Origin of the sequence: Seleniivibrio woodruffii, from assembly GCF_004339245.1 — a bacterium.
GTDB classification, from domain to species: domain Bacteria; phylum Chrysiogenota; class Deferribacteres; order Deferribacterales; family Geovibrionaceae; genus Seleniivibrio; species Seleniivibrio woodruffii.
Genome location: NZ_SMGG01000005.1, coordinates 201,617 through 222,003 on the forward strand (window position 1 = coordinate 201,617; position 20,387 = coordinate 222,003).

Annotated in this window: 16 protein-coding genes and 1 riboswitch; of the genes, 8 read left to right on the forward strand and 8 right to left on the reverse strand. The window is 50.3% G+C overall.

The window, feature by feature from the left end:
• Nucleotides 1-37 precede the first annotated feature (37 nt).
• From recC to recD, 3 genes are read left to right on the forward strand one after another with little or no spacing between them, the layout of a single operon-like run.
• Nucleotides 38-3,151, forward strand: a complete 3,114-nt coding sequence (gene recC, locus C8D98_RS10530) for an exodeoxyribonuclease V subunit gamma (protein ID WP_132874108.1) — start codon at nucleotides 38-40, stop codon at nucleotides 3,149-3,151.
• Nucleotides 3,138-6,560, forward strand: a complete 3,423-nt coding sequence (gene recB / locus C8D98_RS10535; RefSeq protein ID WP_132874109.1) for an exodeoxyribonuclease V subunit beta — start codon at nucleotides 3,138-3,140, stop codon at nucleotides 6,558-6,560. Before recC ends, recB begins: the two co-directional genes overlap by 14 nt.
• The gene (gene recD, locus C8D98_RS10540; RefSeq protein ID WP_132874110.1) at nucleotides 6,557-8,281 is read left to right on the forward strand and encodes an exodeoxyribonuclease V subunit alpha; all 1,725 of its coding nucleotides are present in this window, start codon (nucleotides 6,557-6,559) and stop codon (nucleotides 8,279-8,281) included. The genes recB and recD overlap by 4 nt, the downstream gene beginning before the upstream one ends.
• A 509-nt stretch (nucleotides 8,282-8,790) precedes the next feature.
• On the opposite strand, the gene C8D98_RS10545 is transcribed toward recD, so the two are convergent.
• The 6 genes from C8D98_RS10545 to hemL all read right to left on the reverse strand — a co-directional run bounded on the left by C8D98_RS10545 (nucleotide 8,791) and on the right by hemL (nucleotide 13,213).
• On the reverse strand, nucleotides 8,791-10,281 hold the full coding sequence (locus C8D98_RS10545; protein WP_132874111.1) for a cytochrome c3 family protein: 1,491 nt from the start codon (nucleotides 10,279-10,281) through the stop codon (nucleotides 8,791-8,793).
• 69 nt (nucleotides 10,282-10,350) lie between these two features.
• On the reverse strand, nucleotides 10,351-10,668 hold the full coding sequence (gene atpE / locus C8D98_RS10550; protein ID WP_132874112.1) for an ATP synthase F0 subunit C: 318 nt from the start codon (nucleotides 10,666-10,668) through the stop codon (nucleotides 10,351-10,353).
• A gap of 27 nt (nucleotides 10,669-10,695) precedes the next feature.
• Nucleotides 10,696-11,367 carry a F0F1 ATP synthase subunit A gene (gene atpB, locus C8D98_RS10555; protein ID WP_132874220.1) on the reverse strand — a complete coding sequence of 224 codons (672 nt, stop codon included), beginning with the start codon at nucleotides 11,365-11,367 and terminating at the stop codon, nucleotides 10,696-10,698.
• Complete coding sequence (locus C8D98_RS10560; protein WP_132874113.1) at nucleotides 11,351-11,722, reverse strand: ATP synthase subunit I; 372 nt, start codon at nucleotides 11,720-11,722, stop codon at nucleotides 11,351-11,353. The genes atpB and C8D98_RS10560 overlap by 17 nt, the downstream gene beginning before the upstream one ends.
• A complete protein-coding gene (locus C8D98_RS10565) occupies nucleotides 11,703-11,945 on the reverse strand; it encodes an AtpZ/AtpI family protein (RefSeq protein WP_243640961.1) in 243 nt (80 codons plus the stop codon). The genes C8D98_RS10560 and C8D98_RS10565 overlap by 20 nt, the downstream gene beginning before the upstream one ends.
• Nucleotides 11,946-11,947: 2 nt before the next feature.
• Entirely contained in the window at nucleotides 11,948-13,213 is a 1,266-nt protein-coding gene (gene hemL, locus C8D98_RS10570; protein WP_132874115.1) for a glutamate-1-semialdehyde 2,1-aminomutase, read from the reverse strand.
• A gap of 129 nt (nucleotides 13,214-13,342) precedes the next feature.
• Nucleotides 13,343-13,440, forward strand: a riboswitch (guanidine-I (ykkC/yxkD leader).
• A gap of 47 nt (nucleotides 13,441-13,487) precedes the next feature.
• Here hemL and C8D98_RS10575 point away from each other — a divergent pair.
• The 5 genes from C8D98_RS10575 to C8D98_RS10595 all read left to right on the forward strand — a co-directional run bounded on the left by C8D98_RS10575 (nucleotide 13,488) and on the right by C8D98_RS10595 (nucleotide 18,272).
• Nucleotides 13,488-13,817, forward strand: a complete 330-nt coding sequence (locus C8D98_RS10575; RefSeq protein ID WP_132874116.1) for a DMT family transporter — start codon at nucleotides 13,488-13,490, stop codon at nucleotides 13,815-13,817.
• Nucleotide 13,818: 1 nt separating this feature from the next.
• The gene (locus tag C8D98_RS10580; protein WP_132874117.1) at nucleotides 13,819-14,133 is read left to right on the forward strand and encodes a DMT family transporter; all 315 of its coding nucleotides are present in this window, start codon (nucleotides 13,819-13,821) and stop codon (nucleotides 14,131-14,133) included.
• A gap of 158 nt (nucleotides 14,134-14,291) precedes the next feature.
• The gene (locus tag C8D98_RS10585) at nucleotides 14,292-15,722 is read left to right on the forward strand and encodes a nickel-dependent hydrogenase large subunit (RefSeq protein ID WP_132874118.1); all 1,431 of its coding nucleotides are present in this window, start codon (nucleotides 14,292-14,294) and stop codon (nucleotides 15,720-15,722) included.
• A gap of 13 nt (nucleotides 15,723-15,735) precedes the next feature.
• A complete protein-coding gene (locus tag C8D98_RS10590; protein WP_132874119.1) occupies nucleotides 15,736-16,686 on the forward strand; it encodes a hydrogenase small subunit in 951 nt (316 codons plus the stop codon).
• 2 nt (nucleotides 16,687-16,688) lie between these two features.
• Nucleotides 16,689-18,272: a methyl-accepting chemotaxis protein gene (locus C8D98_RS10595; RefSeq protein WP_132874120.1), complete on the forward strand. Its 1,584-nt coding sequence runs from the start codon at nucleotides 16,689-16,691 to the stop codon at nucleotides 18,270-18,272.
• Between the two features lie 294 nt (nucleotides 18,273-18,566).
• Here the strand turns inward: C8D98_RS10595 and C8D98_RS10600 are convergent, their stop codons facing one another.
• Both C8D98_RS10600 and C8D98_RS10605 read right to left on the reverse strand, forming a co-directional pair.
• Complete coding sequence (locus C8D98_RS10600; protein ID WP_132874121.1) at nucleotides 18,567-19,772, reverse strand: cation:proton antiporter; 1,206 nt, start codon at nucleotides 19,770-19,772, stop codon at nucleotides 18,567-18,569.
• Nucleotides 19,773-19,782: 10 nt separating this feature from the next.
• Nucleotides 19,783-20,271: a cation:proton antiporter regulatory subunit gene (locus C8D98_RS10605; protein WP_132874122.1), complete on the reverse strand. Its 489-nt coding sequence runs from the start codon at nucleotides 20,269-20,271 to the stop codon at nucleotides 19,783-19,785.
• Nucleotides 20,272-20,387 lie beyond the last annotated feature (116 nt).

Here is a 20,387-nt window from a genome sequence, read left to right on the forward strand (position 1 = left end):
ACTTTTAATACTCTAATTATATAGCTATAATTCCGTTATGCTCAATATATTTATCGGCAACAAACTGGAAAACCTGCTGAAAGAGATGCAGAAAAGACTTTATAACCCCTCCCGCCCGCTCAAAAAGCCTGTCGTCTGCGTCCAGACGTCCGGTATGCAGAGGTGGATAGGGCTTGCTCTGGCCAGAGAAACGGGCATATGCGCCAATCTGGACTATCTTTTCCCCGCCGCTCTCATAAAGAGACTGGCTGAGCGTCATTTCGGTTCGGAAAAATTATGGGCCGACAAGCAGGAGCTGACATGGCGGGTTTACCAGACATTGCTCTATGCCAAGGACGATGGCAGAAACTCGGAACTTATTGAATATATTGACAACGACCCCTTGCGGATAAAACTGTTCAGGCTGTCCCAGAAGATAGCGGACATCTTCGACCAGTATCAGGTATACAGACCGGAAATGACGCTGGACTGGCTGAACAAAGGATTCAGCAAGCCCACAAAGAGCATCGAGGGTTGGCAGCCCTGGCTTTTCAACGAGGTTTTCCCCGACAGGCGAAGATGCAAGACCCACGTTCTGGACAGGTTCTACAGCGACTGCAAGGCGGGCAAAGTAGACTTTTCCGGCACGGATACACTGCACATCTTCGGAATCAGCGTTATCCCCAGATTTTTCATGAACATCCTGCTTGAGGCGGGAAACCATACCGACGTTAATTTCTATCTGCTCTGCCCCACCATGCAGTATTGGGGCGATTCCATGTCCGACTGGGAGAAACGCCGCTATGAAAAACGGACGAAAATGTCCGCAGAGGAACTTCTGATACTGGAAAACCACAGACTTCTGGACAATCTGGGCACAATGGGCAGGGATTTCTTCGAATATCTCACCGAAAATGCCAGCGCATCCATAAATTCCGACAACTTCGAAGAGCCTCATCCTGAAAGCATGCTGGGCGGGATTCAGGCCGAGATTTATGATTTCACACAGACAACGGACGCTCAGGCGGACGATTCCATATCGATAAACTCATGCCACAACCCGCTGAGGGAAGTGGAGGTGCTCTACGACTTCATTCTGGACACCATAAACCGAGACGGGAGCATCACCCCTGCGGACATTCTGGTAATGACACCGGACATCCGCAAATATGCACCCTATATCCGTTCGGTGTTCGACAATCCATACAGCACCGAAACAGCAGTTCCATACACCATAGCCGACATCCCGCAGAAGATGCAGAGCGGGAACGCAAAGGTGTTCACCGAGATAATCCTCGCCGTGACGGACGAATTCAGTCTGTCGGCGGCGGCAAAACTGATAGAAAGCCCTGTTGTGGCGGAAAAATTCGGACTGACTTCCGTGCAGTATCTTCTGGATATTCTGGAGCGCAACGGAGCCTACTGGGGGCTGGACAGCGAAACCCTGAGAGCGGAAGGCATAACCGCCGACACCCCCTTCACATGGGACAGGGCAATGCGCAGGCTTGCGCTGGGGCTGGCCGAGGGCGGCAGACACACCATCTATTCCGAAGCCGCAGGAGCGGACGTTCCCTTCTCTATGGCGGAGCAGATAGGCGGTCTGATGAGCTTTGCAGAGCAGTGCGCAAAATATGCAAAACTGCTGACAGGTGAGAAGAAACCGGACGAATGGTGCTCTGTTCTTGCCGAAATGGCGGACAGGTTCCTTTCGGACGATCCGAAATATGCCGACGATGCGGTTGAGCTGTCAAAGGCCATCGCCGACATCAGGGAAGAAACGGCGCAATGCCGCATAAAGATGCCTTTCAGACCCGTTTTCGAATCCCTGAACGGCATTCTGGACGAGGTTAAGACCGCCAAAGGGTTCATCACGGGCAAAACCACCTTCTGCGCCATGATGCCCATGCGGAGCATCCCCTTCAAGGTAATATGCGTTCTGGGGTTGGACGACGGCAGTTTCCCCAGAGAAAAAACGTCGCCGGAGTTCGACCTTATCGCCGCAAAGCCCCGGAAAGGGGACAGAACCCAGCGGGAGAGCGACAAATATCTGTTCCTTGAAACGCTAATCAGCGCACAGAAGCGGCTTTTTCTGAGCTACACAGGGCGAAGCGAGACCGACAACAGGGAGCTTGTTCCCTCTATAATTGTTACGGAGCTTATCCGCCATCTTGAAATGCGGTTCGGCGTGGCAGCCCCTGTCACAGAGCATCCTCTGCACAATTTCAGCAGAAGATATTTTGAAAACAACCCGAAACTATACACATACAGCTCACAGCGGTTCAATGCCGCATCGGTTTTCGGCACACAGGCGCAGGAGAAAAAATTCTGTCCCTCGCCCCTTGAGGCGGAGATCCCCGCCGAGGTGACCATCGCCGATCTTGAACGGTTTTTCAGCAACCCTCCGGCCTATTTTCTGGGCAGGACACTGGGAATAGACCTGTCTATTCAACAGACCGCATATCCTGAGACCGAGCGGATGGTGCTGGACAATCTGCAGGAGTTTCAGCTGAGAACCGAAACCACAGCCAGAGTGCTTTCAGACGGAAGCCCCGACGATATTCTGGCCTATGCCGCCGCAACGGCACAGCTTCCTGCGGGAGGACTGGGCGAAGGATATAAAGCGAGGATAGTTGATTCCGCAGTGCAGATGGCAAACGAGATAACTAAACACGGACAGCCCCGCAGTGCGGACATAGACCTTACAGTAAACGGTCTTCGCATCCACGGGCGTATCGAGGGAATAACAGATAACGGGCTGATATATCCCAAAACAGGCGGACTGAAACCCAAAGACCTTATGCGGGCGATGATACGCCACGTTCTGCTTCTCAAAAGCGGGGACAGCATACGCACCCTGCTGGTAAACGACAAAGGGGACATGGCAGAACTATCGGGAGAAGGCTTTAAAGAAACACTTGAAACGCTGGTCAGGCTGTTCATCGATGGGCACAGAGCACCCCTATGCTTCCACCCCACCGAAGGGTTCGCCGCCGCAAAGAAAACACTCAAAGACAGCCGCAAATACAGCGGCATAGGCGGAGACCTTTTCTACAGCGCATCGAACCTCCCGCAATACTCTCTGTGCTTCGGAACAGAGGATATAACCGAAAGGCTCATGCAGACGGGAATTGAGATTTTCAAAGGACTGGAGAACACCGATGACTGGCAGTAACATCGACATACTGAGCTGTCCGCTCAGAGGCACACATCTCATTGAGGCAAACGCCGGAACAGGCAAGACCTACACCATAACCGCCCTCACGGTTCGGATGCTCGTTGAGCTTGATATCCCCATAGAAAAAATTCTGGTGGTCACCTTCACCAAAGCATCTGTGGCCGACCTGAAAACCAAGATATACGACAGGCTTACTCAGCTGAACGATGCTCTGGACGGAAAGGACTGCACCGACGGATTCATAAATGCATACATTAAGGAACATCCGGAGGAACTGCTGAAAAAGCGTATCGGGGCGGCTATCCGTGATTTCGACATGAACCTCATCTGCACCATCCACGGATTCTGCCAGAAAATGCTCACCGAAAACTCGTTCGGCGGCAACATCGCCTTCGGAACCAAGCTGTCAGGCGATTCGGCAAACCTGCTGAAACGCCCTGTTCAGGATTTCTGGCGCAGACGCATCTATCCCCTGAAACCCGAATCCGCAAGGCTCCTTTTGGGAGTAACTCCTGACGATATCGTCAACTTCGTAAAAAAACTGACTGACAATCCCTCCATGCGCATCATCAACCGCCCCCATGTTGAGGAGAGCGAACTTGAGGCGGCGGAAAGGAGCATTAAAGAGGCATTCGAAAGTGTTAAATCCGCTTTTGCCGCATGCGACCTGAAATCTTTTCAGGCGGAGATGGCAGACAGCCTGAACGCCAGAACCTATAAACCGGAAAACACGGATGCCGCATTCAATGAACTTGAAAGGTTCATCGAAAACGATATCTGCAACTTCGGCGAATCCTCAAAAATTGAGATACTCACTTCCGAACGTATTGAAAAAGCCCGTAAAAACAATAAGCAGATACCACAGAATCCGCTTATCTCCGCAGTCGACAGGTGGAAGGAAGCATCGGAGCACAGCTTAGGGCTGAACAGGGATTTCCGCACAATGATATATGCAGAAGGCTATGACCATTGCGCAGAGACCCTTGAAAACTACAAAATGAAGGCCGACAGCCAGTCATACACCGACCTGATAGTGCGTATGCGTGATGCGGTGATGCACGGGCAGGCTATGAAAGAGAGCCTGCGCAGAAGCTGTCACGCAGTCATGATAGACGAGTTTCAGGACACAGACCCCTATCAGTACGATATTTTTTATGAAACATTCGGAACCTCCCCCGCCCCGCTCTTTATGATCGGCGACCCGAAGCAGGCTATCTATGCCTTTCGGGGTGCGGACGTTTTCACCTATCTGAAAGCAGCGGACAACAGGGAATCCAGATACACGCTGACAACAAACCACCGCTCCGGCAGGGGGCTGGTGAACGCTGTAAACAGCCTTTTCACCTCCCAAAACCCCTTCTGCATAGACCGAATAGGCTATAATCCTTCAGAAGCCAGAAAAGACATCAGCCTCAAAGACGGCGAAGACACGTCCAGCCCCATGATAATGTGGCACTCATTACAAGGCTCGAAATGCTCCGTGGCAAACGTTGCGGATGCCTGCGCATATGAGATAACGAGGCTTCTGAACAGCGGTGCACAGCTTACGGACGAAAAAGGGACACGCCCCGTCCGCCCGAACGATTTCGCAGTGCTCACCCAGACCAACAGTCAGGCGCTGACAGTGCGTGATGCTCTTACAAAATGCATGGTTCCGTGCGTCATAACCGGAGCTGAGAGCGTTTTTCTCACCACACAGGCAAGGCAGACGGTTCAGCTTGTGGCGGCAATGGTTCGCCCCTATTCCGAAAAAGCCGTGCGGACTGCACTCGCAACGGATATTTTCGGCTACGATGCCCATGGGATATTCAATCTGAACGACAGTATGGAGCAGATATTTGAGGATTTCGCCGAGCTTTCCGACATAATGAAGACCAAAGGCGTTGCGCCAATGTTCTTCCGTGCGGCGCAGAAATACGGCATGACGGCCAGACTTGCCCAAAGCCCCAGCGGAGAGCGGGTTCTCACCAACTTTGTGCATATAATCGAACTGGCTCAGGAGTATGAAGCGGAACACAAAGCATCCCCGGCACAGCTTCTTCTCTGGCTCACAGACAAGGTTAACGGCGCATCCACCCGTGAGGACGAATATCTGCTGAAGATGGACAGCGATGACAACGCAGTGACCATCACCACCATCCACAAAAGCAAAGGATTGGAATATAATATAGTTTTCACCCCGTTCCTGACTTTCAGCAGAAAGAGCGGTGACGAATTTCCCAAATATCATGACGCTGACCTGAACCTCGTTTTCGACATGAAGCCCGAAGGCACAGCAAAGGAAGAGGCGGCGCAGGAAAACCTTTCGGAATCACTCCGGCTGGCATATGTGGCCCTCACCCGTGCAAAGGCAGTCTGCTATACGATGTTCTCTGATGTGAGAGAGTATTACAGCTCACCCATGTGCTACATTGTTTGCGGAACAACGGGCAAAGGGTCGGTTGAATACTCTACGGATATTGTCCGTCAGTTCCTGTCTGACAAGGGCGAGATAGCCCTTCTGGAAATGCCCGAAGCACCTCTGCAGGTCTATGCCGCCCGCAGAACACCGCCATCAGGCGAAAACCTCGCCTTTTCGGGGCGGGTGAAGGGAGGCTGGCAGATGAACAGCTTCTCAAGGCTGGTTCACAGTGCATCGTCCGACAGGGACGTTGACCAGTTCGCAAAAACAGAGACCGAAAAAGCAGTCTACTACAATATATTCACCTTCCCCAAAGGGGCAAAGGCGGGCAATTGCCTCCACGAATGCATGGAGGAGATCCCACTGAACAGCTTCACTGCGGAGCACATCGAAGACGTGGTTAAAAGCAGGCTTGAGCAATACTTTTTCGATGAGAAATTCGTTCCCGCTGTGGCTCAGAGCATAGAGACCATACTGACCCGTGAACTTAAAAGCGGCCTGCGGCTGGCAGGTATTTCACAGGACGATTTCGTCCACGAGATGGAGTTTTCGCTCTCGGCAGGTCAGTTCAGCTCTGCACAGATAGCCGAAATTTTCGCCGCAGAGGGCGAGGAACTGTTCGCCAGAGCGGCATCAACTCTTGATTTCAACGCTATGGAAGGCATTCTGACGGGATTTGCCGACCTTATCTTCGTTCATGACGGCAGGTTCTATATCCTCGACTGGAAATCCAACTGGCTTGGAAGCACTGCGGAAGAATACTCACAGGTAAGGATGCTTGATGAAATGCTGAACAGCCACTACTACTTACAGCTTTACATCTATACCCTCGCACTGCACATGCATCTGAAATCGAATATGCCCGATTACGACTTTGACACCCATATGGGCGGCGGGCTTTACATTTTCATGCGGGGAGTGGAAAAGATAGGGGATAACGGAATATACTTCCACAGACCAAAAGTCGGAATAATCGAAAAAATGGAAAGGATAATACGGAAATGAACACCGCAGACAGACTATACGAAGAGGGATATCTGAGGGACATCGACATACAGTTTTCAAAACAGATGTGCGCTGTTTTCGGGTACGATGACGCATACCTTTTCTTTGCTGTGCTCTTCTACGCCGTTTCATCCGCCCACACATGCCTGAAAACCGACAGGCTGGACATCCTCCCCTTTTATGCGGAAAACAAAGACGAACTAGAAACCGCTTTTTCAGCGGAGAACATACAGAAAATAGCCCTGACAGGAGCTGTCTCCGACAGAGACAACGCACCGGTAATATTCAGCGGCAGCAGGCTCTATCTCGCATCATTCTACAGAAGCGAGCGCATAGTAGGCGATTTTATCCGACGCAACTGCGAGACACCCGTTCAGCATGACCTGACCAGACTGAAGGACCTTCTGGAAAAAGAGTTCGGTGAAGGGGAGAACATGCAGAAAGCGGCGGCTCTCTGCGCCTGTTTGTCACCCTTCTGCGTCATAACCGGAGGCCCCGGCACAGGAAAGACAACCACCGTAAGGAAACTGCTGAACGTGCTTAAAGGACTGAGCGAAAAACCTCTGAACATAGCTGTCACAGCACCCACAGGCAAAGCGGCGTTCCGCCTCACCGAATCCCTTGCCGAAGCAGACGCAGGGCTTAAGGCCATCACTCTGCACAGGCTTCTGGGAATTTCAGGAAGCCGTGACAGAAGCCGTTTCAGCCCGGAACATCCTCTGGCATACGATATTGTGGTGGTTGACGAGGCATCCATGGTGGATCTGAGGATGATGTCGGAACTGGTCAGCTCACTCAGCCCCGATGCCAGACTGATCCTCCTCGGCGACAAAGACCAGCTCTCTTCTGTTATGCCCGGCTCGGTTCTGGGCGACATATGCACGGCATCCGACACGGAGAACTTTACGCAGGAGCGGGCACAGCTCATAAAAGATTACGCAGAAACATCAGTTGCGGGGACTTCCGCCACTGCTGTTTCCGACATAACCGTTGCGCTTTCCGTCAGCCGCAGATTCGATGACACACTTGGCATAGGCAGACTTGCAAAAGCATGCAGAGACGGTGATTTTGAATCGGCAATGGACGTTATGCTCAGTGACAGCTCGAAACAGATAGAGTTTCTGAACGCAGATACTGACATGAAAGGTTTTTTCAGGGATTATTTCATAGATTTTCACCGGAGGGTCACGGCGGCTGAAACGCCGCAGCATATGCTTTCGGCGGCGGCACAATCGGTTATTCTCTGCCCGAACGTAAAGGGTAAAGGCGGCACAGAGTCTCTGAACACTGCCGCACTCTCAGCTCTGGCCAGAGAGGGAATGCGCAACAGTACGGAAAAATATTTCCACGGCCAGCCCGTGATGATAACCGAGAACGATTACAACCTGAACCTGTTCAACGGCGAAACGGGGCTTATCGTCCGGCAGGACGGGATACGGGCATATTTCCAGAACAGGGATAAGCCTGTGGCAGTCATGCGGATGCCGGTCTGGTCAAACGTTTATGCCATGACGGTTCACAAAAGTCAGGGATCGGAGTTTGAGCACGTGATTCTGGTTCTTCCTGAATGGGAATCGCCCATTGCAACTAGGGAGCTTTTCTACACAGCCGTTACGAGGGCAAAGAACAGACTGACGGTTATTTCAACACCAGATGCGGTTAAAATGTATCTGAGCAGACGGAGCGAACGCTTTTCTGGACTTTCCGACTACCTTAAGTAGGCAGAGACTCTTCACTTCGTTCAATAGCCGAAGGCTGTATGAGTCCACTTTCAACTAGTTGTCGAATAGACTGACTTTAAAGTGTGGTTTTGAGGGATTTTCATTACGGCTTTTTGAGCATGGAAGACTGCTTCGTCGCTACGCTTCTCGCAGAGACGTTTAGCTGTCATTCTGAGTGTAGCGAAGAATCTCTTCTTTTTTCGTCACTGCGAAGCACCGCAGGTGCTGTAGCAGTCGCCTAACACACAAAAAACCGGAAAACAATATCACAGCAACCGTCATGTGATGAGATTGCTTCACTCCGTTCGCAATGACGCAGAACCACCACCACAATGAGACACAATCAAAATTACTCCGGTGATTAGATGCAAGCAGTGCAAGGAAGATTCGATGAGAGGACTGCGAGCATACACATAAGTATGTGAGCAGTTCCGAAGAGAAGCTGACGCAGTAATGCGCCGCATATAATCGCCGGAAAAAAAAGGGGAGCCGAAGCTCCCCTTATTGCCTTACTTCTTATGGCAAGTGTTACAGGAGGCCTTAACCTTCCTTTCTTTGTGACACTTGATGCAGAGTTCATCGTGGAAGACGTTTTTAGAGCCTTTCACTTCTGTTATTTCAAACTTGAGAACACCGGGTTCGCTGTGGCAGTCTGCGCATGCAACCCTTTCTGCGTGGCCTTTGTGGTCAAAGATCACGGCAGGTTTTGTGGGTGCGGGAACGTGACGCTCAGCAAGGTTGATGGTCTCAGAGCCTTCGAGCATAGCCATGTCATCAGCCGAGTTGACAGGACCTGCGGGCTTTGCAGCCTCTTTTTTAGGTTCTTCTGCTGCTTTAGCCTGCACGGGAGCCTCTGCTTTTTTCTCTTCGGGCTTCCATGTGTCGATGGCTGTGGCCAGTTCGGGAACCTTGTCGAACATCAGGTCGAAGTATTCGGGGTTATGGACGCCTTTAGAGCCGTCGTTCTCCAGAACACGAAGGATGTTCTTCATTTCGTTATAGATAGCCAGCTTGGCAGCGGGCATTCCTTTTGTCTGAGCTGCGTATTTGTCACGAACAGCCTGAGCCTGAGCAAGTTTCTGCTTATAAGTGGACTGGATGTCCTTCATTATGTCGGCATAACTCGCATCATGGCATCCTGCGCACGTCTCAGGCGTGGGCAGAGTGAACGCATCTGCGTGGCAGTCCGTACAGTTCAGGTCAGCCATATACCATTTGTCGCCTTTAACAGTTTTTGCATATGTTCCCTGCTGGTTGCCCTTCTGCATTGTGTGGCACTGGGCGCAGTTGTCGTTTGCGGGAACTTTTGCAACGTTTCTGTTCTCGTCGTGACATTTGAAGCAGGTTTCCATTTTGGGCTTGTGGTTTTTAACCCCTGCGTGTCCGATGCCAAGGTGGCAGTCGAAGCAGGTTACGCCGGCCTTATAGTGTTTAAGGTGGTCAGGGTTAACGCCGATAGGCCCTTCGGTCATTATATCGGGTCTGCCGAATTTCTCACGAAACTCGGGGTTCTTTACATCGTCAATGAATCTGAACTCGCCGAGAACTTTGATGACTTTGTCACGTCTCATCTTTTTGTTAAAGTCATCTGAGTGACAGAATACGCAGGACTCAAGAGAAGCGGCATGTTCCGCTGCTTTCGGGTCTGTGGCGAATTTTGTGAGGTCTTTGATGACCTGTTCTTCGGAAGTGAAGATCTCATGGTACAAACTTCTCATACCGGCGACAACGTGGGCATTCAGATAGCCGTCGATGCCGGGTGCGCCGTGACAGTCAAGACAGCTTACGCCTGCCTCACTGTGGATGCCTCTTTTGAAGGAATAGTACTCTCCTCTTACCTCAACAGCCTCTTTCGGGTGGCAGGTTTTGCAGAATTCAGCAGTGCTTGTAGCATGCATCATCTGAATGGAACCGAAACCGCCGACAACCAGAACAACTGCAAGGATAAGTGTGAAAATGAGAGGATCCTTCTTGCTAAAATCTTTCAGCTTTTGCCACATGGCAACCCCCTAGATAAAGCTGAAAGGGCGGACACCCGTTAAATGTCCGCCCGATCATATTTTTTGATATTAAGCTACGAAGAGAAGGATAAGAGCTACAACAAGTGCGTAGATAGCAAGTGATTCGATCAGTGCAAGACCGATGATCATTGTTGTAGAGATTTTACCAGCAGCGCTGGGGTTTCTGGAGATACCTTCAACAGCACCTTTGATAGCGTTACCCTGACCGATACCGGTACCGAGAGCCGCAACACCGATAGCAAGACCTGCTCCGATGTATTTCGCCCATGAAGCGTCGGCAACTGCGCCTGCTTCAGCAGCGGAAGCTACGCCTGCAACTGCGAAAATAGCTGCAACAGAAAGAACGATTCTTACAAGTTTAGACATTTGAGTCCTCCGTGTTTATTATATCTCTTAGTGTGCTTCTTCAAGTGCACCACTGATATAGATCATAGAAAGCATCATGAACACATAGGCCTGAAGCAGACCTGTGAACACGCCCAGCATGAACATGGGCAGCGGAACAAGGAACGGAACGAGTATGAACAGGATCACAATAACAAGCTCTTCACCGAAGATGTTACCGAAAAGTCTCATGGACAGTGAGAGGGGTCTTGCGAGGTGTCCGATAAGCTCGATGATGAGCATCAGAGGTGCAAGCCACACGACCGGTCCGAGGAAATGGTGAATGTAGTGTGCTCCGTGGGTTTTGATACCGATATACTGATAGAGCAGGAAAACCACTATTGCGGGAGCAACTGTGGAGTTCAGGTTTGATGTGGGAGCAAGGAAACCGGGAATAAGACCTATCAGGTTGGAAAACGCAACATACAGTCCGATACCGAAGATAACGGGAATGTAGGGTCTTCCGTGGGGTCCCATCACATCGTCACACATGCCGTATATACCTTTAACCAGCAGCTCGACAGCGTTCTGGCCTCTGCCGGGCACTTCTGCCTTGGCGCGCAGAGAGAAACTGCCTACCAGAATAACCAGAAGCAGTACGATGAAGGTCATCACAACATGCCAGTAGGTATGGGAAAATTCCATGCCGAAGAGCATGGATACATTAAGCGGGTGTTCCATCATTCTTCCCCTTTAAGTTGTTATATATCGCAGTTATGGGCACACACACGGGCATAACAGTGAGCCCGACCAGCATGCCTGCAACATTCATTTTTAACTGCACAAGGCAGTACCATGCGAAAACACCTGAGACCAGAAGCCTTATCTGCGAGTAGATAACGGCGGTTCCGGGTCTCCCCTCCTCCGCAACCTTCCTTACTCCCCTTGCGAGGTACCGGAAGTTCACCGCCCCAAGCAGGTAGCCCGCAGGGATGGCGTTTGAAAACGAGGGTTCAAATATAAACCTGAATACTGTATACAATATTCCGCAAAAAATCAACGACAGAATTAATATTTTATTTTCTATCTTCATCATCAAAAAGGTCTGTTTTCTTTATGAAATAAACCATGTTCTTAAATCCGGCGATGATTCCGCAGACAAGAAACAGCAGGAAAAGCCATGGCTTTGTGTCGAACGTTTTGTCCAGCCACCAGCCCATGGCCGCTCCGATTATAACGGAAAACGCCAGCGATGTTCCCGCCGAACTGGCGTTTGCCATTTTTTTAACAAATTTATCTACTTCTTTCTTCTGCACCATTATCAAAGTGCCTTAAGGCTCTCGTAGTGGGCTTTGGCAGTCTTCTCAAGATCCTCTTCGCTATGCGCGGAGGAAACGAACATTGCTTCAAACTGGCTGGGAGCGAGGTTGATGCCTCTGTTCAGCATTTCATGGAAGAATTTTGCATATTTTTTGGTGTCGGACTTCATTGCATCCTGAAAGCTCTCGACCTTTCCTTCGGTGAAGAACAGGCACGCCATCGACTCGACACGGTTGTATGCATAGTTCAGGCCGAGCTTCTTGCAGTTTTCAGCCATGGCATCATAAAGGATGTCGGACTTGGCTTTCAGATTTTTGTAGAAGTCGGGCTGAGACAGTTTTTTAAGCATTGCGATTCCAGCCGCTGTTGCCAGAGGGTTTCCGGAGAGCGTTCCCGCCTGATAAACAGGTCCTACGGGAGACATCATCTGCATGATCTCTCTCTTGCCGCCGAATGCGCCGACAGGGAGACCGCCGCCGATTATCTTGCCCATGGTGGTTATGTCGGGCATAACATCGTAGTATGCCTGTGAACCGCCCTTTGCGATGCGGAATCCGGTGATAACCTCGTCAAACAAAAGCACTATACCGTCGCTGTCGCAAGCTTTGCGCAGGTCGGCAAGGAATCCCTCTTTGGGAAGCACCAGTCCCATGTTGCCTGCAACAGGCTCAACCAGAAGACATGCTATCTGGCCTTTGTTATCGGCAATGAGGCTTTTAACGGATTCTATGTCGTTGAACTGAGCTATCAGTGTGTGTTTTGCGAAATCTTCGGGCACGCCGGGGCTGGAGGGCTGATTAAATGTCAGCAGACCGCTTCCGGATTTAACAAGAAGGCTGTCGGAGTGGCCGTGGTAGCAGCCTTCGAATTTGATTATCTTGTCCCTTTTGGTGTAGGCACGGGCAAGACGGATTGCGCTCATGAGAGCTTCCGTTCCGGAGCTTACCAGACGAACCATCTCAACGGAGGGAACCATATCGCAGATCATCTTAGCTATGTCCAGTTCAGCCTTTGTGGGTGCGCCGAAGCTCGTTCCCATATCAGCCGCACGCTTAACCTCGCTGATGATATCGTCGTCGGCGTGTCCGGTTATCATGGGACCCCATGAACCGACATAATCTATGTATTCTTTGCCGTCTTCACTGTAAATTTTTGATCCTTTTGCGCTTTTAACGATAACAGGGTCGCCGCCCACAGAACCGTATGCACGCACGGGGCTGTTTACGCCGCCGGGAATAAATTTTTTGGATTCTTCGAAGATATTCATTCAGCATCTCCCGAAAATATATTTGAGCAGATAATACTAAATTCGGGAGCGTCTCTCAACTGTTAGTTTGCCGGAATCCGGATTTTATATGCGTCCTTGACAACTGTGTCGTTAAACTTATTATATCTCTATGAAGTTCTCTAGGGTTCCGCGGGAGACCGGACAGTGACCGAGAGAGAACGGCAGTAAAACAAACTGTTACACGGCGGGATAAAAGCCCGGGAGATGACGCAGATATTGCGCCCTCTTCCGGGCTATTTTTTTGTGAGGACATATGACAAGGACATGGATAACTGTGGTAACAGCCGCATTTTTTGAGGTGGGCTGGGTGATAGGGCTTAAGGCATCCGACAGTTTTACAGACTGGGCGGCAACAGTGTTTGCAGTGGCTGTCAGCTTCCGACTGCTGATAAAGGCCACAAAACAACTGCCCGTGGGCACGGTTTATGCAGTTTTCGTCGGGCTTGGAACTGCGGGAACGACCATAGCCGAGATAATCCTTTTCGGTGCAGAGATTCAGCCTGCAAAGATAGGGCTTATCGCCCTTCTGCTTGCGGGGGTTATAGCCCTCAAGCTCGAAAGCGCATCAGCCAAAGGAACTTGACATGGAATGGATATATCTGATACTCGCAGGAATTTTTGAGATAACAGGCGTAGCCTCAATCAGCATTCTGAACAGAAAGCAAAACGCCGCCTCGTTCTTAGCCATGGTTGCAACCTTCGGGCTGAGCTTTCTTTTTCTGTCGATGGCGATGAAAACAATCCCCATGAGCACTGCATACGCTGTGTGGACGGGGATAGGAGCATCCGGCGGAGCGGCGGCGGGGATCTTTTTATACAATGAACCCAAAAGCTTCATCAGGGTGGCCTCGATTATAATAGTGCTTGCTTCTGCGGTCGGACTGAAACTAATTAACTAGCGAATTTTAAAAAACTTCCGGTACTCTAAAGATATAGTTACCCGTCTAATCAGAACCATATTTTGAAATGCATGCAAATAAAGTTGCGCACTATTCGAACTATGGTAAAATACCCCATGGGTGATTAATTATTCTTTTTGCTTATTGGAGGCTCCTGCATGTCTAAAACCATCGCAATCGAGCCGCTGACTAGAATCGAAGGACACTTGAAGGTCGAAACACAAGTAGAAAACTCAAGAGTGACCAACGCCTTTATCAGCGGACAGATGTTCCGCGGGTTCGAAAAATTTCTCGAAAACCGGCATCCCATCGACGCAGCCAGAATCGCACAGAGAGTGTGCGGTGTGTGCCACGAGGTACACGGCGTAGCGTCCGTTCTGGCTCTTGAAGAGCTCTATTCAAAACCATCGCCAAAAAACGGGCATATCCTGAGAGACATGATTCTTGGTCTGCACCTTATAACAGACCATTTTCTTCATTTCTATACGCTGTGCTTACCCGATTTTATTGATTTTACACAGATACTTAACTACAAAGGAAACGACACCGAGATCAACTCTCTGAAAAGCTGGGTCGCCAGCACCAAGCCCGCCTTTGTTTTGAAGCGGAACGCCGGAAACTATATCACGCATACACCCACTGCGCTGAATATCATGGCAAACTATTTCAAAGCTCTCAAAATACGCAGCAAAGGTGCCGCCGGAATAGCCATTATAGGCGCAAAGGCGCCTTTTTCCCATGCTGTTCTGCCCGGCGGAATAACCACCGACATAACACCGGACAAACTTATGTATTACCACAACGTGCTTGAAGAGGTACGCCAGTTCACGGTCAACTGCTACATTCCCGATGTGATGACCGTTGCCAAGCACTTCAAGGACTATTTCAACATAGGGGTCAGCCATGGAAACTTCTATGCCAACAAGACATTCACCGCTCTCGGCAAACCTGTCTTCGAGGGCGGAGTTTTTCTTAACGGCAGAACCGAACCTTTCTCAATGGCAAACGTAAAAGAATTTGTCGACAATTCATTCTATGACAGCAACGGAAATCCCAACCCAAAGAAAAAAGGCGCATACAGCTGGGTGAAAGCCCCCCGCTATAAGGGCGAGCCTGTTGAGGTAGGGCCTCTGGCAAGGGTTATAATTTCCGACACACCCTATTTCAAAAATCTTATGAAGACCCTGAACGCCCCCGTAAAATCATCAACCATGGCAAGACACGTTGCCAGAGCGGCGGAATCCCGTGTTCTGCTGGATCATATGTACGGCCTGCTCGATGCCTACAGAATCGGCGACCCCACCATAAATCAGGTGGATTTCTCCAAAAAGGTTTCGGGCAAGGGAACAGGACTTTCGCTGGCGGCCAGAGGAGACCTCATCCATCAGGTTGAGGCGTCCGGAGGCAAGATAACCAGATATAACATGATAGTGCCCAGCACATGGAACTTCAGCCCTGCGGCAAATGGCAAAAGGGGCGTTGTGGAGCAGTCGCTGGTGGGAACTCCCGTTGCATACGGCGAAGATGCCATCGAGGTTGGCAGGGTTATTAGAAGCTACGACCCCTGCACAGCCTGTTCCGTACACTGAGAAGGAGCCTGTCATGAATATATCAAGACGCCAGTTCCTGGACAACTGTGCCAAAATATCCTCAATGGTGTTCGGCTCATGCCTGTTCACCAACGAGATAGCCGAAGGTTTCATGAAGCTTTCCGCAACGGAAAGACCGCAGATAATCTTCATACAGTCGCAGTGCTGCACCGGATGCAGTATCTCCGCAACCTACGGTAACGAAGATGATTTCATCAACTTCATCACGAACATAGTCAGGCTTCAGGTTCACCCGAACCTGTCTTTCAGTCAGGGACACACCTATCTGAAGACCATAGAGGAGACGGTCGCATCAGGGCCTTTCTATCTGGTTTGCGAAGGCTCCGTCCCCGCCGGAATGAAAGAGGCCTGCATCTTCAACGACGAACCGATGTACGACTATCTCCATAAGCTCATGAAAAAAGCCGCCGCAATAGTGGCATCAGGCACCTGCGCCTGCTACGGAGGCATTCCGGCATCAAACCAGAATGTCACCGGAGCCATTTCAATGGAAGCCTATATGAAGCGCACAGGGGTCAATAAGCCCCTGATAAAGATTCCCGGCTGCCCCATAAACCCCGACAGGCTTATGGGCACAGTGGCATACATTGTGGCCACGGGGAAGATTCCGGAACTGGTGAAGGGAGTACCGAAAAAATACTATCCCGACCTGATACACAACCAGTGCGGACGCTATCAGGCTTTCAATCAGGGGCACTACACCAAGAATTTCGAAAGAGAGAAGCTGAACTGCCTGCTCAAAAACGGCTGCCGGGGGCCTGTGACCTATTCCGACTGCCCCACCCGCAGATGGAACGGCAAGGTCAGCGTGTGCATCGAAAGCAACGCACCCTGCATAGGATGTGCGCATCCGGAGTTCCCGTTCAAAACAGCCCTCTATCTGGAAGAGGAATCTTTCAAAGACCTGACATGGTCTGAAATGAAGAAAATGATGGAGAAATAGCCGTGAAAATAGAATTAAAGCAGTCCATAAAATTCAGAGCGGCGGTTTATATAATAACGCCCCTGCTGTGCCTTTTTGCGGTTCTCATGTTTATGGATTACAGGAAAAACCAGCTCACCAAGGTGACCATGCACAGATACATGGACTACCTGAAAGAGATGATATTCATGTCCACCTACGACTCGCTGAAAAAAGGGAACATGACCCTGTTCAGCGAGCTTCTGGCGGAGATAGGCAACTATGAACTGGTGAAGGAGTTCTCTCTGCTGACCCCCGAAGGGGTGGTGCGATACTCCTCACACAACGAATCGGTGGGCAAAACAGAAGACCTCTCCCATGCCTCCAAGGAAAAGGAGGTGATGTATGTTGAAGACGGCGTCACAACCTTTTATTACCCTGTCGCAACAGCTCAATACTGCCTGCGCTGCCACAGAGAATGGGACGAGAACAGCATAAACTCATTCTATAAGGTCTCTCTGGATTCATCAGCCATCTCAAAAATAGAAAATGCCTCATACATAAACGATATTCTGCTGATAGCCGCCGGAATACTATCCATCGTGATACTCATTTCCGTCATGCAGAAGCTGGTTTTCGAAAGGCTCCAGAAGGCCAACGAGATAATGGACGACCTCTGCACAGGCGACGGCGACCTGACCATTCAGCTCAAAGTCAGGCGGATGGACGAAATAGGAACCCTGAGAAGCAAGATAAACAACTTTATCAGCCACCTGAGGGGAATGGTATCGGAGCTTAAGGACAAGATAGAGGATGTGGACGGTGACGTTTCGAACATCAGAACATCCCTCACGGCCATAAACAGCTCGGTTCAGGACAACGTTTCAAGTATAGCCACAATATCGGCTTCGTCCGAGCAGGTTTCGGCAACCCTCCACGACAATATTCAGAACCTCACAAGCATAACCGACAGCGTCAACGAGAAGAAAAAATCCATCTCCGCGTCGCTGAACAACGTTATGACCATAACAGGCATGATAAACGAAATGACCTCGTCGGTGGAGTCGCTGAGCAAGACCATCTATAATCTGGAACAGCGGTCGAACGATATCAACAGCATAACCAACCTGATAAACGAGATAGCCGACCAGACGAACCTGCTTGCGCTTAACGCCGCAATTGAGGCCGCCAGAGCCGGAGAGGCGGGAAGAGGCTTTGCTGTGGTCGCCGACGAGATAAGAAAACTGGCGGAGCGCACAACCAGCGCCACCAATGACATCAAATCCATCGTGTCTGACAACACAAAGATAATCACGGGAATAGTCAGCGAGATAGACCGGAACAAAGACCATGCCCAGAGCATGAATCAGGGCATAACGGATATCCAGAACTTCACCTGTGAAGTTGAAAAGACCATGGAGGACATCACCCGCAACATCGTCAACCTCACCCAGATGATGACCCAAAGCATCTCAGCACTGGAGGTGACCCTGAGCAGCATCGAAAACGTCAACGAAAACATGGCGCACACGGGCGAGATTTCGAACAGGATTGCGGAAACGTCGAAATACCTCGGTGAAAAAAGCTCCCAGATGAGGGTTATTGCCGACAAGTTCAGAACGAAGTGACAAAAAAAGCGTCATCCTGAGGTTCAGCCGAAGGATTTCTGCATGAGATTCTTCATTTCATTCAGAATGACGGAGTACAGACAACAAAAAAGCCGCCCCGAAAGGCGGCTCAGGTTGTTGACAAAGTTTGCTTTGCGCTCTTAAGCCTCCCTTTGCCAAAGGGAGGTTTGGAGGGATTTTCTTTTATTAGCAGGGAAATCCACCCTGCCCTCCTTTCCCAAAGGAGGGTGCAATAAAGCAAAACTATAGTTTGCCATCAGTCTGAGCCGCCCCGAAAGGCGGCTTTTCTTTTTTTTATTCCTGAGGAGCCCGCCGGAACTTTGCCCCGACAGCCTTTGTGAGCATATAGATAGCCTTCGACTCCTTTGTGAGCAGAGGCCCCAGAACCGCCAGAATAAGCACATACACCACCGCAAAGGACTGGAGCACGGGAAGAAGCCCGCCCGCCTTGCCGATGCTCGCCATGATGATTGAAAACTCACCTCTGGAAACCAGCGTAAAGCCGATGTTCGCCGACTGCTTATTGGAAACACCTGCGATCTTTCCGGCTATCATGCCCGAAATGGAGTTTGCCGCTATCGTCAGCAGAACGCCTATTACAGCCGCACCCACAGCCCCGCCCAGCGACATGGGGTCGATGCTGAGTCCGAAGCTGAAAAAGAACATTGCGCCGAAAAAATCCCTGAACGGAACTATCATATGCTCAATGCGCTTGCCGTGAACCGAATCCGCCAGCACCAGACCGATGAGCAGTGCGCCGATGGCCTCGGCAACGTGCACTGTTTCGGAGAGTCCCGCCGTTATGAACAGCAGAGCCGAAACAGTGAGCAGAAAAAGCTCCGATGATTTGATCTCCAGAGCGGCATCAATGTACTTCATGAATTTACGTCCCGCCGCAATGAACAGCAGGATAAAGGCCAATGCGAAAACGGATGTTTTCAGAATTGCGCCGACGGATGTTGCCCCGCTGAGCACCAGACCGGAAAGGAACGACATGTGGATGGCAATGAAGAGGTCGTCGAACATTATCATTCCCATGATGATCTCTGTTTCAGGGTTCGCCGTGCGTTTCAGATCCACCAGAACCTTTGCAACAATGGCGGTTGAAGAGCTGGTCATGATACCGCAGACAACCATGGTCTCCTTAAGCGGGAAACCCAGCAGCCAGCCCAGAAGCAGACCCGAAACGAAGTTCAGACCCACATAAAATGCGCCGCCGGCAACAATTGACTTTCCCGACTTCAGAAGACGGCTGATGGAAAACTCCAGCCCCAGATAAAACAGCAGGAAAAGAACTCCCACCCTGCCCATGAACTCTATGAACTCGTAACTCTCTATGAACCTGAAATCCAGTATGCCGAAATGGGGCATATGCGGCCCCATGGCCATACCGACGATTATGTAAAAAGGTATAACCGAGAATCTGAACTTCTCGGAAACCAGTCCCACAAGGGCAATAAGCCCCAGTGCCAGACCTATCTCAAATACGACTGCGTCCATTTATCCCCCGTCAGGCTTTTATAGCCAGAAGCTCCTTAAAGAGTTTGATATGCTGCCTTTCTCCGGCAATGACCAGTACAGAATCGCCAACGAACCTGAAGTCGGGTCCCGGAACTATGTTCTTTTTCTCTTTCTCCACCACCGCAATGATGGATACTCCTGTGGTCTGTCTGACCTTCAGTTCGCCGATGGTCTTTCCGATCCACTCAGAATCCGGATCGATCCTGTGCCATTCGATAACGAGGTCATCTATCTCAATATCAAGATTTTCAAGGGCTTTGGGTTTATACGCCATTCCGCCGATGATGCCCGCCAGTTTTCTGGACTCGTCGTCGGTAAAGGAACCCACGGAAAGCCTCTCATCCGGATCCGCAGGGTCGGGGATATAAAGTTCTCTTGTCCCGTTGTCGTGAACGATGACGATCATTTTTCCCTTTGCCTTGGTCTCCATAACAAATTTGCGGCCGATACCCGGTAAATCAATCTCTTTAACCAGCATTTTTTGTTCCCTCCTGCAAAACTTACACTATGTAATTTTTCGATATGACATAATCTAGAGTTATTTTGTTCAATAGAAAAGCGTTATTTATTATATCATATATATTTGTTTTGATT

Excerpts from the sequence above, each read along its gene's own strand:
- recC (WP_132874108.1), top strand. The coding sequence starts at position 38 with ATGCTCAATATATTTATCGGCAACAAACTGGAAAACCTGCTGAAAGAG.
- recB (WP_132874109.1), top strand. The coding sequence starts at position 3,138 with ATGACTGGCAGTAACATCGACATACTGAGCTGTCCGCTCAGAGGCACA.
- recD (WP_132874110.1), top strand. The coding sequence starts at position 6,557 with ATGAACACCGCAGACAGACTATACGAAGAGGGATATCTGAGGGACATC.
- C8D98_RS10545 (WP_132874111.1), bottom strand. The coding sequence starts at position 10,281 with ATGTGGCAAAAGCTGAAAGATTTTAGCAAGAAGGATCCTCTCATTTTC.
- atpE (WP_132874112.1), bottom strand. The coding sequence starts at position 10,668 with ATGTCTAAACTTGTAAGAATCGTTCTTTCTGTTGCAGCTATTTTCGCA.
- atpB (WP_132874220.1), bottom strand. The coding sequence starts at position 11,367 with ATGGAACACCCGCTTAATGTATCCATGCTCTTCGGCATGGAATTTTCC.
- C8D98_RS10560 (WP_132874113.1), bottom strand. The coding sequence starts at position 11,722 with ATGATGAAGATAGAAAATAAAATATTAATTCTGTCGTTGATTTTTTGC.
- C8D98_RS10565 (WP_243640961.1), bottom strand. The coding sequence starts at position 11,945 with ATGGTGCAGAAGAAAGAAGTAGATAAATTTGTTAAAAAAATGGCAAAC.
- hemL (WP_132874115.1), bottom strand. The coding sequence starts at position 13,213 with ATGAATATCTTCGAAGAATCCAAAAAATTTATTCCCGGCGGCGTAAAC.
- C8D98_RS10575 (WP_132874116.1), top strand. The coding sequence starts at position 13,488 with ATGACAAGGACATGGATAACTGTGGTAACAGCCGCATTTTTTGAGGTG.
- C8D98_RS10580 (WP_132874117.1), top strand. The coding sequence starts at position 13,819 with ATGGAATGGATATATCTGATACTCGCAGGAATTTTTGAGATAACAGGC.
- C8D98_RS10585 (WP_132874118.1), top strand. The coding sequence starts at position 14,292 with ATGTCTAAAACCATCGCAATCGAGCCGCTGACTAGAATCGAAGGACAC.
- C8D98_RS10590 (WP_132874119.1), top strand. The coding sequence starts at position 15,736 with ATGAATATATCAAGACGCCAGTTCCTGGACAACTGTGCCAAAATATCC.
- C8D98_RS10600 (WP_132874121.1), bottom strand. The coding sequence starts at position 19,772 with ATGGACGCAGTCGTATTTGAGATAGGTCTGGCACTGGGGCTTATTGCC.
- C8D98_RS10605 (WP_132874122.1), bottom strand. The coding sequence starts at position 20,271 with ATGCTGGTTAAAGAGATTGATTTACCGGGTATCGGCCGCAAATTTGTT.